General features: G+C 50.3%; 11 protein-coding genes. 4 read left to right on the plus strand and 7 right to left on the minus strand.

Translation table 11 applies throughout. The features are described from left to right. Both ACFQ1Z_RS12450 and ACFQ1Z_RS12455 read right to left on the minus strand, forming a co-directional pair. Complete coding sequence (locus tag ACFQ1Z_RS12450) at positions 1-675, minus strand: DUF6445 family protein (protein WP_379058059.1); 675 nt, start codon at positions 673-675, stop codon at positions 1-3. A 102-nt stretch (positions 676-777) separates the two neighbouring features. Then, a complete protein-coding gene (locus ACFQ1Z_RS12455; RefSeq protein ID WP_379058062.1) occupies positions 778-2,031 on the minus strand; it encodes a porin in 1,254 nt (417 codons plus the stop codon). Between the two features lie 372 nt (positions 2,032-2,403). Here ACFQ1Z_RS12455 and ACFQ1Z_RS12460 point away from each other — a divergent pair, with 372 nt between their 5' ends. Further along, complete coding sequence (locus tag ACFQ1Z_RS12460) at positions 2,404-2,892, plus strand: hypothetical protein (protein ID WP_379058065.1); 489 nt, start codon at positions 2,404-2,406, stop codon at positions 2,890-2,892. Positions 2,893-2,905: 13 nt separating this feature from the next. Here the strand turns inward: ACFQ1Z_RS12460 and mutY are convergent, their stop codons facing one another. The 5 genes from mutY to ACFQ1Z_RS12485 all read right to left on the minus strand — a co-directional run bounded on the left by mutY (position 2,906) and on the right by ACFQ1Z_RS12485 (position 10,155). Next, positions 2,906-3,949, minus strand: coding sequence for an A/G-specific adenine glycosylase (gene mutY / locus ACFQ1Z_RS12465; protein WP_379058067.1), 1,044 nt, complete (start codon positions 3,947-3,949; stop codon positions 2,906-2,908). Position 3,950: 1 nt separating this feature from the next. Continuing rightward, positions 3,951-6,707 (minus strand): AsmA family protein, encoded by a 2,757-nt coding sequence (locus tag ACFQ1Z_RS12470; RefSeq protein WP_379058070.1) that lies wholly within the window; start codon positions 6,705-6,707, stop codon positions 3,951-3,953. Positions 6,708-6,738: 31 nt separating this feature from the next. Beyond that, entirely contained in the window at positions 6,739-7,542 is an 804-nt protein-coding gene (locus ACFQ1Z_RS12475) for an undecaprenyl-diphosphate phosphatase (protein WP_379058072.1), read from the minus strand. Positions 7,543-8,642: 1,100 nt separating this feature from the next. Further along, positions 8,643-9,653: a CDP-6-deoxy-delta-3,4-glucoseen reductase gene (locus tag ACFQ1Z_RS12480; RefSeq protein WP_379058074.1), complete on the minus strand. Its 1,011-nt coding sequence runs from the start codon at positions 9,651-9,653 to the stop codon at positions 8,643-8,645. A 37-nt stretch (positions 9,654-9,690) separates the two neighbouring features. Beyond that, positions 9,691-10,155 (minus strand): FxsA family protein, encoded by a 465-nt coding sequence (locus tag ACFQ1Z_RS12485; protein WP_379058077.1) that lies wholly within the window; start codon positions 10,153-10,155, stop codon positions 9,691-9,693. Between the two features lie 57 nt (positions 10,156-10,212). Here ACFQ1Z_RS12485 and cutA point away from each other — a divergent pair, with 57 nt between their 5' ends. Genes cutA through ACFQ1Z_RS12500 form a run of 3 tightly spaced genes read left to right on the plus strand, consistent with a single transcriptional unit; the run spans position 10,213 to position 12,880 of the window. Further along, positions 10,213-10,515 carry a divalent-cation tolerance protein CutA gene (gene cutA / locus ACFQ1Z_RS12490; protein WP_379058078.1) on the plus strand — a complete coding sequence of 101 codons (303 nt, stop codon included), beginning with the start codon at positions 10,213-10,215 and terminating at the stop codon, positions 10,513-10,515. Positions 10,516-10,545: 30 nt separating this feature from the next. Continuing rightward, positions 10,546-12,354: a protein-disulfide reductase DsbD gene (dsbD, locus tag ACFQ1Z_RS12495; protein ID WP_449288892.1), complete on the plus strand. Its 1,809-nt coding sequence runs from the start codon at positions 10,546-10,548 to the stop codon at positions 12,352-12,354. Next, on the plus strand, positions 12,347-12,880 hold the full coding sequence (locus tag ACFQ1Z_RS12500; RefSeq protein WP_379058080.1) for a TlpA family protein disulfide reductase: 534 nt from the start codon (positions 12,347-12,349) through the stop codon (positions 12,878-12,880). The genes dsbD and ACFQ1Z_RS12500 overlap by 8 nt, the downstream gene beginning before the upstream one ends. The last annotated feature ends 102 nt before the right edge of the window (positions 12,881-12,982 follow it).

The following is a 12,982-nucleotide window of genomic DNA, read 5'->3' on the forward strand; positions in this document are numbered from 1 at the left end:
TTAAATTTTGATCTGCTGGCTACGCCAGATAGGGAAAGAACTGTGCTTTTGTGCATCTATGCTGCTGACAAAAAATACTTGTGCCAACCTCGAATCTTTTAAGGTTTTGCCAAAGAAGTTGTTGGCAGCATGAAAATGCCGGCCTTCATATAAAATCAAAGTATTGTAGACGTTATTGATACGTACGATTTCATCAAACATTGAGTGATACCCAGTATCCATGGCAATAGTACCCGCTGCAAACCTTTTATCGTTTTCTTTTAGTGCCTTTTCATAAGCGGCCTGATCAAATTTTTTATTTTTTCTATATAAAGATGTTCCAGAGTCTAATGGAGCATCAGGACTAAGGTATAACACTGCAGCAAATACCGCATTTCCATCCGTATGAATAACACCTCTACCATAATCCTCACTCACACTTTGAAAGTTAGTCGAAACTCCCCATCGCATAAGTTCGTATTCGGAATTATGAAATAACGAAATAATTTTATTACTAACTTTTTCAAATAAAGGTTTATTAATCACGGACAAATCTTTAGTTCGTGCTCCAGGAAATACATACGGCACATCTTTTAATTGATGACGATACTGGTATTTCTGATTCAGTGCGAAAGTACGCACAGCATCTGGATCCTCATAAAAATTTTCTACTATTGTCACCGGATACAAATTCATAGCTTTATCACTAAATTAATTTAACAAATGTAGATAAAAAAACGGCAACCGAAGTTGCCGTTTTACTGAACTCTTAATTAAGCAGAATACTCTGCTATTAAATTAGAAGAACAGGATAGCACCTAAAGAAACAGTTTTCGCTTTGAAATCTGTATCAACAGCAGCACCACGGTTATCTGTATCATCTTTAGCTTGAGAGTATTCAGCAACCAGGTTCAAGTGCTTGGTCAATGGATGATAAGCACCAACTACCCACAGGCTTTGTTTCAGTTCATCCAACGCTTCACTGGAGTTACCTTCCAATGTAGAACGGCCATAAGAAGCAGCCAGTTTAGTACCTACACCTGGCAATACATATGAACCTTGAACATACCACTGATCAGAATCACGACGCTTACCAGTTGCATCAAAGCCATTCAATAATTGAACAGTTTGGCCAATGCCTTTACCTTGACCGTAGTAACCAACCAGACCGAAACCAGCCAAGTTTACGCTAGTACCGATATCCCATGCATTTGCACGGTCACTTGTACTTGTTACTGTGCTTGCAGCACCTGCAGTTACAGCGCCAGTAATTGGGTCAACTGTGAAACCAGTTGCACTTGTCAAACCTTCAACTTTTTGGCTAATTGCAGAAACCCATACTTTACCAGCAACATCACCAGTCCACTCGTAAGATGCTTTAGCTTCAAATGCTGGCTGTGAGCCTGAACGCTCTGTAGATCCAGCTGAACCAGCTGTTGCTAATGCATTCCAACCTTGTGTTACACCGGCTGTGAATTGGAAACCGTTCCAGTTTGGTGAAGTGTAAGCAACTTGTGATTTCCAGTCAGCATACATGAAACCACGACCGATACGGCCCAAAGTAGTTGTGTTACCAGCCAAGGAACCAGCAGCAGAACCAACGCCCAACAATGTTTGGTCGTTCAAGATAGCGTCAGAAGCGTAGATGCCCAGATCTTTACCCAGTTTGATAGAACCCCAAGAAGCATCACCGAATGTCAAGAATGCTTGACGGTTTTCTTGATGCGCACCTTGAATACCAGCGTTTTGTGTTGAAGCACCTGGGTTAATGCTGATTGTGAAACCAACATCCAGATCGTTCTGACGTGTTTTACCAGAAACGCTCAGGTAGTTTGGCAGCAGACCAGTAGTAATGTTGTTTACGCTGTCGCCGTTACCAAATTCACCTTCACCTGCGTCATCGCCGCTGAAGCTAGTGTGTGTGTAGTAAGCGTTAACCACGCCACCGATGTCCAGAGTCCAGTCACCAGCTGGGATAATGATACCAGCTTGAGCGCCAGTAGCTGCAGCGAACAGAGCTGCTGCAACTGCAACGTTTAATTTTGTATTCATACGAATCTCCAAAAATGTTGTTTTTACAACTTGTGTAAGGATATTGCTTTTGGCCGGATTATTTAAAAAACACCCTGACCTCCAGTAACTCCCTCGGAATCGCTATGCATTTCCAAGAAGGTCAGTGCAATTTTTGCAAAATGCGCCTGTGTGGCGCAAGTGAATACGTCAAATTGCTTAGTCCAACTTTAGATTGTTGTAGATTTGCAACATTTTCGCGTCATATGTTGAAGAGGATGCGTAGGCAGCATGCATTTGTTCACGTTTTTCACACTGCCTTTATTAGATAGTTTCTGCTAGCATAGCGGTGGCTTTCCTGATTCATTGCACTTCTAAGCCATATTCAATCATTATAAATATATAGAGGCCCTCATGATTTCCGATATTCAGTTATGTAGTCGATTTATAGATACATTAGACTGGATCTGCCAGGTGCTGGTCAGGCACGCCGATGACTTTAATATTGCGCTGGTAAAAATCGCCTATGGTGATGACAATAGCCTGGGAGAGGCTTACGGTGCGCCTGAGGCATTGCGCCAGCTTTCATCGTTGACGCATGACTTGCAGAATTCATTCAGGAAATCTGACCTGGTTGGACGCGAGGGCACGGATTTCTGGATTCTTTTTCCGTATACCCGCGTCACAGATAATGTTTACGATAAGTTGATGGATGTATTGCAAGGCTCTGCGCACAACAACCTGAACATTGTCGAACGTGAAATTGCGATTTTTGAATTACCTGTGATCTATCAAAAGGCCACAGTAAAGCCTGAGGATGGACTGGCATTATTGCATTACGCAAAAGCCAATCAGGCAGAATTAGCCAGCCATATTTTCCGCTTGGCCAATGCTGAGTCTTAAATAAGGCTGAATATCAATAACGGGTTTGCTGTAGTGTTTTAAGCAATGTCCGCACCGGGGTAGGCAGCGCTGCCGCCATGGCATCAGCCAGCGGCAACCATTGCAAATGCGCTGGCAACACAGGGCGTTCGCCCACCAGTTGTAGCGGCTGTGGTGTGATTTCCAGTTTAAAGTGAGTAAAGGTATGCCACAACACCGGCAAACCTTCCAGCGATTCGGCCTGCATGCCATACCGTTCTTGTGCCTGCTGCACCGAGATCTGGTCTGGCTGACATTCAGGAAAGCTCCACAAACCACCCCATATGCCTTTATCAGGCCGTTTTTCTAGCAGTATCTCTCCGCCATCCATAATCATCAGCATGGTGGTTTGTTTTTCGGGGATAGCCTTGCGCGGTTTGGAGACCGGCAGTTGCGCGACGCGCTGTTGCTGAAAAGCCTGGCACTCGGCCTGCATAGGGCAATCGTGGCAGCGCGGCTTGCTGCGGGTACATAATGTGGCACCGAAATCCATCAGCCCCTGGATATAGGCTGGCAGATTTTTTGCGGGCAGCAGGCTTTCTGCCAATGACCACAAGCGCTTTTCTATCACCGGCAGCCCGGGCCAGCCATCCACTGCATGCAACCGTGCCAGCACCCGTTTCACATTGCCATCCAGAATGGTATGCGGCTGCTGAAAAGAAAATACCGAGATCGCAGCGGCGGTAGAACGGCCTATGCCTTTGAGGGTTTGAATCTGGGTAAAGTCTTGCGGAAAGATACCGTCATGCTCACGCATAATGGTTTGTGCGGCGAGGTGCAGATTGCGGGCGCGGGAATAATAACCCAGGCCACTCCAGTGTTGCATCACCTCATCCTGGCTGGCCGCTGCCAGACTGGCAATGGTAGGGAAGCGCGCCATAAAGCGGCCGTAATAGCCTAGCACGGCACTCACCTGCGTTTGCTGCAACATGATCTCTGACACCCACACCGCATACGGGTCGCGTGTTTGCTGCCACGGCAGGTCATGCCTGCCATGCACTTGCTGCCAGGCGATCAGTTTTTCTGCAAAAACACTCACTTTAAAAATTGAGCAGCTTTTTCAAAGCCTTTTGCTTTAATTGATCTGCAGGCTTTTCTTCTGTGGGCTTGGCCTCTTCAGCACCTTTTTCAGCTTCGGATTTCGCGGCTTCGCCTTCTTTATTTTTTGTAGAAGACTTGCCATTCAACAGGCCCTTCAAAGCGTCAGCCTTGTTTTCACCATTGATTAAAGATTTCACCGCGCCGGCCTTATCGCCACCCAGCTTGTCGGTCAACGCATCCAGGGCGGCAGATTTGGCCAAGGCCTGGCCTAAGGCGGCCATATCTATGCCAAACTTGGGCGCAGCGAAGGTGCCGGTGACTTTGATCGGCACGCCGACGCCGGCAAGTTGCTCGGCGTCTTTACCGCCTTGCCCTTTCAGGGTGTTGACCAATGTCGGCTTGGCAAGATAGTTGATTTGTTCTTTGCCGATATCGATATCGCCCTTGCTCTCGCCTTTAGGCAGACGGAAGATAGGCGCTTTCATCGCCAGATCATCATTATGGGCAACGCCATTCTTAATATTGAAAGTAGCGGTCAGCTCACTGAAATCTGTTTTTTTAGTCTGGTCTGCTGCTGTGTTAGCCTGGCCTTTTAACAGACTGAGTTTAGCTTTGGCGTCACGGATAGTTCCCGCCAGATCAAAGCCCTTAACGGCGCCATCGGCCATGCGCAAATCAACCGAGCCGCCCAGTGACTTTTTTAGTGCTGTCACCGTATTACCCTGTGCAGTGACATCCAGTGTGACATTACCGGTGCCAGAAAGCATATCGTTATTAATGGTATCCACCAGCAATGGGCCAACCGCGATATTCTGCAGTGACTGTTTGATGGTGAAAGCCGGGTTAGCGCGCGCGTCTACTGTCACCGCACCTCGCACCGTCCCCTGGTAGACATCGACATTCAGTGGCTGCAGGCTCGCCAGCCCATCCTGCGCTTTTAGGCCGATATTGAGGTTTTTGGCTTCAGTCTTGCCATATTTCAACCAGCCGATGCGGATGTTACCTTGCGCATTCAGGGCTTTTAATGCGGACAAGTCTAATGGTTGCTCTTCAGCAGTCGCCACTTTCGCCACCGTTTTATTTTCCGTCGCCCCCGCCGGTTTTGGCTGCTCCGGTAAATAGCGGTTCAGATCCAGCTTGTCTATATTCAGATCAAACGTATACAGTGGCTTGTTAAACTGGCTGATGCCTACATTGCCATGAATCCGCGATTCATCCAGTTTGACATCCAGCCCCTGCAGCGCCAGCTTCTGCCCATCAGCCTTGATACCCACATTTAATCCGGTCAGCGTATACGGGCTATACAGTATCTTGCCGATATTGATACTGCCATCCAGGAACAAGGTTTTTAATGCGCTCAAATCAGCAGCTTTTGCCGGTTTTGTGTCAGCTTTGGCGGTGCTGTTAGCTGCAGGTGCGCTGCTTTTAGCCTTGCCAGTCCCCAGCAACGCGTTCAGGTTCAGGGTATCTGCATGGACTTTAAAGCCTATATGCGGCGTTTTAAAGCCAGCCACACTCACATCGCCGTTCAACCTGGTTTCTGCCAGATTCAGATCAAAACTGGTTTTCACTTTTTCCTGCTTGACGTCGGCATTGGCGGAGAGTTTGAACTGGCCTTGCATAGCGCCGTTAGGCAATGCCGGGTCTTTGATATCAAACTTGCCGGCCAGCGCTGGCACATCAAAAATCATATCCGCCAGGTTGGCTTTCACCGGCGATTCAAAGTGGCCATCTACCTTGCGTGCGCCGGCATTGACTTTCACATCGGCAGTGATGCCCTTGCTTTCAACTGCCTGCTGATTGCCTTTCAGTTCAGCCAGCACCACATCAAGGTTGAAATCACCTTGTGCATCCTGCTGTTTAAGTGCCAATATGACTTTTTCGCTGGCAATCTGCTTGGGGTTCACCGCCAAAGCCGGCGCCTGCAAACTGACATCACGCTTGGCACCATTAAACTCACCTTGCATGGCGAGTTTCAAACCGGAGACGTTGAGCGCCGTTTGTGCGGCATCGATATCCACCGCACCCAGTGCGGTCACATTCACGTCCTTGCCATCCAGCAATGCGCCTTTCAGGCTGGCATCCAGGCCTTTGACCACAAAGTGTTTGCCTTCCGGGTCTACCATCACATTAGCTTTGATCTTAGCCAAGGCATCCACCACCGGCTGATTCGCCACCAGATGAAAATCGGCCGCCAGGTCAAACGGTGTCTTCAGCGCCACTTGCCCGGTGGTCAGGTTAAACTGGTCTACGCTATATTTCGCGCCGCTGGCTTCGTTGATAAAACTGGCCTGGGTGTTGGTGATCTTGACGCCCTGCACATCAAAATTGATCTGCTGTGACTCTTCCTCTTCTTTGCTCAGCAGGTCATCAAAGTTAAAACTGCCATCGGCATGCTGTATCACATTGACCTGCGCACCATCCAGGTAAACAGTATCGACCACGATCTCTTTTCTCAGCAGCGGCAACACTGCCAACGCTACTTTTGCGCCCTTGATAGCGGCAAACTGTTTATCCGACTGGTGCTCAGACAAAGTGATCTCACCGAGGTCGGCGCCTATCTTGGGCCAGAAACTGAGCTTGATATCGCCCTTGATATCCAGCGTGCGCTGTTTTTTGTCTTTGACTAACTGGATCACGGTAGCCTTGTAATCGTTAGGGTCAAAAGTCACGGCCAGATAAACCACCAACAGCAAAACCAGACCAATGACGGCAGCCACTGCATAGAGGATCTTCTTCAGAAGTGTATTTTTCATTCATTACACCTTTAAGTGGACACTAAACAAGTTAATGCGCAAAAAACAACAGAATCAGGATGCCGAACACAATGCGATACCAGGCAAATACAGCGAAAGAATGCTGGCCGACAAATTTGATCAATGCACGTATGACCACCAGCGCAGACAAAAATGCCGTCACAAAGCCAATCAGAAAAATAAATGCATCATCCAGAGACAACAGATCACGCGCCTTGAGCAGGTCATAGCCTGTCGCCGCAAACATGATAGGCAAGGCCAGAAAGAAAGAAAACTCAGTAGCTGTTTGCCGGCCAAGGCCAAAACACATGCCGCCCAGAATCGTCGCGCCGGAACGCGACACACCAGGAATCAGCGCCAGTGACTGCGCAAAACCGATCTGCAAGGCCTGCTTGGCACTGATATGGTCGATATCCTGCACCTTGCCCGCCGGAACGAATTTCTCTATCAGCAAAATCAATATGCCGCCGACGATCAGCGCTATACCAACGGTGAAAGATGAAAACAGGAATTCTTTGATTTCGTGATGAAAAGCCAGGCCAAGGATAGCCGCAGGCAGAAAAGCGATAAACAGGTTACGCACCAGGTGTTGTGCATTAGGGTCGGTTTGAATACGTTGCACCGTGTGCACCAGCCGCTGCCTGAATTCAACGCAGACTGCCAGTACTGCGCCCAGCTGTATCATGATTTCAAACACATCACGTTTATCTTTATCCAGAAAATTCAGCCATTCACCTGCAATAATCAAATGTCCGGTACTGCTTACGGGTATAAATTCGGTCGCGCCTTCGACCAGGCCCATGATGACGGCCTTCAGCATTAAGTAAATATCCATGCTTGTATTCTAGCAGACACTGCAAAGCAGATTAGGGGGTGTTGGTAAAATTAGAGTAATCAGTTGCTGATCAGTACCTGGAATTGATGTGTGTGTGTAGAGTTACTTAATTTCTGTGGAGGCGGAATTTTTTTGAATGGTTCAGTGATCTGTTTGTGCTCTGATTCAGCATTTTCTTTCGCCTAGGCGAGTTACTCTTCAAACTGTCTAGAGTTATTGATGCATTGTGTGAAGTTGTAATTGGTATTTCTTTGGATGGTTTAGAGCTGCATTTGTGATTCATTTCACTATTTTCTTTCGCCTGTAGGCGAGTTACTTTTCTTTGCTTGCCCAAAGAAAACGTAACCAAAAGAAATGCACCCTAGCTTCCGCTTGTTTCCTGCGTTGCTCATCAAAATAAGCGGTCGCGAAACTCGCCCTAGCGGCCTGCACAGGACGCAGGCCACCGCGGAGCTCAGACAGTCGCTCCCTTCCTCCTTATTTTGACTCCGCTACTCGGCGCGTCAGATAGGGGCCCGAAGTCAACACCACCACGTTGAAACGATAGTTAAACAGTTGGGGATTGAGGGCGCTTAGCAATTGTGTAAAAGACCAACCCGCCAACTATCTTTCTGCTTTGCTTTTAATTTGCTTGGGTTATTTTGCGCTGGTCGAGCGGGATACGATTCGAGAAATACCCGCCTCATTCACCGCGTAGTGCTTTTCAGGGTCCCCTATCTGACGCGCCGAGTAGCGCAGGCAGCGTGGGAGGGGTCGGCCAGCGTCTGTTCGAGTTCCGCGGTGGCTTGCGGTTTGTGCAAGCCGCTAGGGCGAGTTTCGTTGGACGCCCACGTTGACGAGCAACGCAGGAAACAAGCGGATGCTAGGGTGCCCTTTCTTTTGGTGCCTTTTCTTTGGGCACTCAAAGAAAAGGCACTCGCCGAGGGGGGAAAAAGAACGCTGAAATAGAACACTGAACTATCCAAAGAAATACCTAATCACATCTTCCAGCAAGTACAGCACTCCCTCTGCACGAGACCGCCAGTTTGCAAAGTAACTCGCCTAGTGGCGAAGAAACAGTTCTTAGGGAAAAATCTTAATTCTTAGCAATTAAAAGCAACTTACTTCGGCGCAAACGTAAACGCATCACTATAAAACTCCTGCTCCGGCAAGCCCCGTGCAACAAAAGTTTCTTTCGCAATATCCACCATCCCCGGTGCGCCACACACATACACCTCAAAACCGCTTAGATCAGCATGGTCTTCAAGCACCGCCTGGTGCACCAGGCCACGACGTCCACTCCACTCATGCTGTGCCTGCTCCCCTGAAATCACCGGGATATAACTGATATCCGGCATAAACTCCGCCCAGCGCTGGCAAAGCTCATCCATATACAGGTCGCTTACCTGACGGGCACCACGGTATAGCAGCACTGGCCGCTGGATATTCTGGTAAATCATATGTTCCAGCATGCCCTTGATAGGCGCAAAACCGGTGCCGCCGGCGACCATGATGATAGGCTTGTCGTTTTGCTCGCGCAGGAAAAAGCTGCCCAGCGGTGCTTCTACCCGCAGTATGGTTTTCAAGGGCATCTCGTTGAACACTTGCTCGGTAAAGTGCCCACCTGCGATCTTGCGGATATGCAGTTCGATAAAACCAGTTTCATGCGGGGCGTTGGCGATTGAAAACGCGCGACGGCGGCCATCCTTAAGCAAGAATTCAATATATTGCCCGGCCATGAATATAAGTGGCTCTGTGCCTGGCAATTGCAGGTGCAGCACCATGACATCGTCACTGACCTGCTCTTTTTTCTGCACGCGCACCGGGAGTATGCGTGGCTTGATGCCTTGCACCATATCGATCTGGCGGCATTCGATCACCAGATCTTCCAGCGGTCTGGCGCAACAGAACAGTGCTTGCCCGCTGGCCAGTTCTGCATCGCTCATGGCACTGCCCTGATAATCGTCATGGTAGACCTTGCCGGTGAGTACTTTGCCCTTGCAGGCACCACAGGCGCCATTGCGACAGCCATAAGGCATGTTAATGCCAGCCTCTATCGCCGCTTCCAGCACGGTCTGGCTGGGGCGCACATCAAAAGTGTGGCCGCTGTTTTCTATCAATACACGGTTCATGGCTTCAGGGTCGGGGAATTGTCCACAGAGCGGGATTTTAATTAGACTGATCTTTGCCTGGCAGGTGCACTACCTTGTCGTTAGGCTTGGTTTCATTGACTTCAGTATATTCGCCTTCTATCACTTCGTCATTGGCACTGGCCCTATGATCAAAATTGGACTGGTTGGAAGCTTTGCCGGAAGTGGGGCTATTACTGGGGATCAACAGCAACACCACCGCGATCACATCACTGATGACGCCAGGGATCAGCAGCAATACCCCGGCGAACATATTGCGTGCCGTTGAGAACATGGCAGAGATAGGGTTACCGCCAGCGCCTAATTGCTGGAATATGCGCGCGGCGATCAGGTCTTTTTCACTGCGTATCAGCTGCAGACCAAGGTAGCCTATGATCAGCAGGTAAGCGAGCACCCACCAACCATAGCGCTGGCTGAGTTCGATCAAGATCGCTATCTCCAAAAACGGAAAAGCCAGTAAAATAGCAAAGATGATAAAACGCATGTCAGTGATCCTGTTGATGAGTCAGCGCGCATGACGCCGGAAAAGGAAATTATAATCGTGTTTACCCATGTGCCGGATATGGCGTGTGCAGAAAGCATGGCTCACACGCTGGTTAATGAACAGTTGGCGGCATGTGTGAATATTTCAAGCCCTGTGCGATCGGTTTATCGCTGGCAAGGGCAGGTAGAGACCGCGCATGAGATCGCGCTGAGCATCAAAACCCCGCGCCAGGGCTATGCCAGACTGGCTGAAAGAATACGCGCTTTGCATCCTTATGAACTTCCCGAGATTGTAGCTATCCATGTCAACGAGGGTTTGCCGGAATACCTGCGTTGGGTAGCGGCTGAAACGCTGGCATAAGACTGGTGGCTAGATAAAGGTGCAGCAAACATGATGACTAAGTGGATCAGAGCGTGGGTGACCTTGGCGGTGCTGCTGGCAACGGCGGTGCCGGTGCAGGCAGATTCAGGCTTCTCGCAGCTGTTCACCAATGATGACACGCAAGAGTTCTTGCCGGTGGATAAAGCGTTCAAGGTGGAAGCTGCGCTGGTGGACCAGACGCATGCGCAGGTCAGATTCGTGATTGCGCCCGGCCATTATTTATACCGGGAGCGCATACAGCTAATATCGCCTGCAGGTGAAACTGCGCAAATCACCTTGCCGCCTGGCGAAGCCAAGAACGACCCCAATTTCGGTCAGCAGCAAGTGTTTCACCATGACACCGCCGCTGACATTGCTTTTGCAGGTGCTGCACCTGCCGTGCTGCAGATCCGCTATCAGGGCTGCAGCGAAAAAGGCCTTTGTTACCCGCCGCAAACCAAATCACTGACGCTAGCCCCGCTAGCAGCCGCTGCCACGCCGGCAGCCCCGGGCAATGCAGTCACGCCGCCTGCGCTGGATGACGAGGACGGTGTTTCCGAGAAATTGCTGTCTTCCGGCCACTGGTGGCAGATCGTCGCCGGTTTCTTTGGCGCCGGCCTGCTGCTGGCTTTCACGCCGTGCGTATTCCCCATGATCCCTATCCTGTCAGGCATCATAGTCGGTAAAAACGCGCAATCTTCGCGTGCTAAAGCATTTACTTTATCGCTGGCCTATACCCTGGGCATGTGCCTGACTTACACCCTGGCCGGAGTGGCGGCCGGGCTATCCGGCCAGCTGTTGAGCAATGCCCTGCAAACGCCGCTGGCGTTAACGGCGGGCGCGCTGATCTTTGTCGCCTTGTCTTTTTCCATGTTTGGTTTTTATGAGCTGAAACTGCCAAGCGTGGTAGAAAATGCTTTTTTTAACTGGAGCCACCGTTTCAAGGGCGGGCATCTGCTCAGTGATTTCCTGATGGGCGCCATTTCCGCGCTGATCATCAGCCCCTGCGTAGCTGCGCCACTGGCGGGCGCCTTGCTCTATATCAGCCAGACACATGATGTGGTGCTGGGTGCTGTGGCGCTGTTTTCACTGTCGTTAGGCATGGGCGTGCCCTTATTATTGATCGGTGCCTCTGCCGGTTCTGTGTTGCCCAAAGCCGGTGAATGGATGAATAGCATACGCCGCTTGTTCGGGGTGTTGATGCTGGGTGTCGCCATCTGGGTCATCAGCCCCATATTGCCGGTGACATTACAATTGTTGTTGTGGGCGCTGCTGTGCATAGTGCCGGCGATTTATTTACGCGCCATAGACCCGCTACCCGCGACTGCTGGCACCGCACAAAGATTAAGCAAAGGCGCAGCGGTGTTTTTGCTGCTGTATGGCGTTGCCCTGCTGATAGGCGCATGGTCTGGCGCCAGTTCGCCGTTAAAGCCATTGCAGAATCTCGCCTCTGCCAGCCACACCAGCAGCCAGGCGCTACGTTTCCAGCGCGTGCATAGCGTGCAGGAGCTGGAGCAGGCAGTGCGGGCCGCGCAAGGCAAGCGGGTGATGCTGGATTTCTACGCAGACTGGTGTGTTTCCTGCAAGGAATACGAGCAGTTCGTTTTCAGCCAGCCCAAGGTGCAGGCCGAGTTGAATCAGACTGTGCTGTTGCAGGCAGATGTCACGGCTAATAATGCGCAGGATGCGGCATTACTGAAAAAATTCGATCTGTTCGGCCCGCCAGGCATCGTGTTTTTCAATGCGCAGGGCCAGCCCATGCAGCCTGTGATCAAAGGCTATCATGATGCTGACCGTTTCCTGAATATATTGCGCGCACTGGGAGCAGCCCATGCGTAACGTGGCCCGCGTGGTGATGACACTGTTGCTGGTGGTGGTGCTGGGCAGCGGTTTCCGCTGGTTCTATCTGAACCGGCACCAGTTTCTGGCTACAGACAGCTCCCTGCCGGATCAATCGGCAGTCGCCACGCTGTGGAACACCAGCTTGAGCGACCAAAAGGGCAAGGCTTATGCACTGTCACAATTTAAAGGCAAACCGCTGATCCTGAATTTCTGGGCGACCTGGTGCGAACCATGCCGTGATGAAATGCCGGAGATCTCTGAACTTGCCAGCGCAAACCCGCAGATCGCCGTGCTGGGGCTGGCGATAGATGAAGCGGCGGCCGTCCATGAGTTTGTAGCAAGCACGCCGGTTTCTTATCCGCTGTTGATCGCAGAGAACGAAGGCATGCCACTGGCAGAGGTTTTGGGTAACAATAAAGGTGTGTTGCCTTATACAGTGGTGGTTTCTGCGCAAGGTGAGATCACCCACGTTTTCTTTGGTCGCGTCACGCGCGACATGCTGCAAAAAGCGCTCAAGTTGTAGCCTATCGCCACCCTGTTTGCACAAAAGGCAGTGCTTTGATGGCTGCATGTTAGATGCAGAAATACCACACTTAACAGCAGAATTAGCGATTTTTCACTTTTG

Origin of the sequence: Methylophilus luteus (assembly GCF_042676265.1) — a bacterium.
GTDB lineage: Bacteria > Pseudomonadota > Gammaproteobacteria > Burkholderiales > Methylophilaceae > Methylophilus > Methylophilus luteus.

What these genes read in the sequence shown, in the direction of transcription:
- ACFQ1Z_RS12450 (WP_379058059.1), bottom strand. Translation starts at nt 675, where the DNA reads ATGAATTTGTATCCGGTGACAATAGTAGAAAATTTTTATGAGGATCCA.
- ACFQ1Z_RS12455 (WP_379058062.1), bottom strand. Translation starts at nt 2,031, where the DNA reads ATGAATACAAAATTAAACGTTGCAGTTGCAGCAGCTCTGTTCGCTGCA.
- ACFQ1Z_RS12460 (WP_379058065.1), top strand. Translation starts at nt 2,404, where the DNA reads ATGATTTCCGATATTCAGTTATGTAGTCGATTTATAGATACATTAGAC.
- ACFQ1Z_RS12470 (WP_379058070.1), bottom strand. Translation starts at nt 6,707, where the DNA reads ATGAAAAATACACTTCTGAAGAAGATCCTCTATGCAGTGGCTGCCGTC.
- ACFQ1Z_RS12475 (WP_379058072.1), bottom strand. Translation starts at nt 7,542, where the DNA reads ATGGATATTTACTTAATGCTGAAGGCCGTCATCATGGGCCTGGTCGAA.
- ACFQ1Z_RS12480 (WP_379058074.1), bottom strand. Translation starts at nt 9,653, where the DNA reads ATGAACCGTGTATTGATAGAAAACAGCGGCCACACTTTTGATGTGCGC.
- ACFQ1Z_RS12485 (WP_379058077.1), bottom strand. Translation starts at nt 10,155, where the DNA reads ATGCGTTTTATCATCTTTGCTATTTTACTGGCTTTTCCGTTTTTGGAG.
- dsbD (WP_449288892.1), top strand. Translation starts at nt 10,546, where the DNA reads ATGATGACTAAGTGGATCAGAGCGTGGGTGACCTTGGCGGTGCTGCTG.
- ACFQ1Z_RS12500 (WP_379058080.1), top strand. Translation starts at nt 12,347, where the DNA reads ATGCGTAACGTGGCCCGCGTGGTGATGACACTGTTGCTGGTGGTGGTG.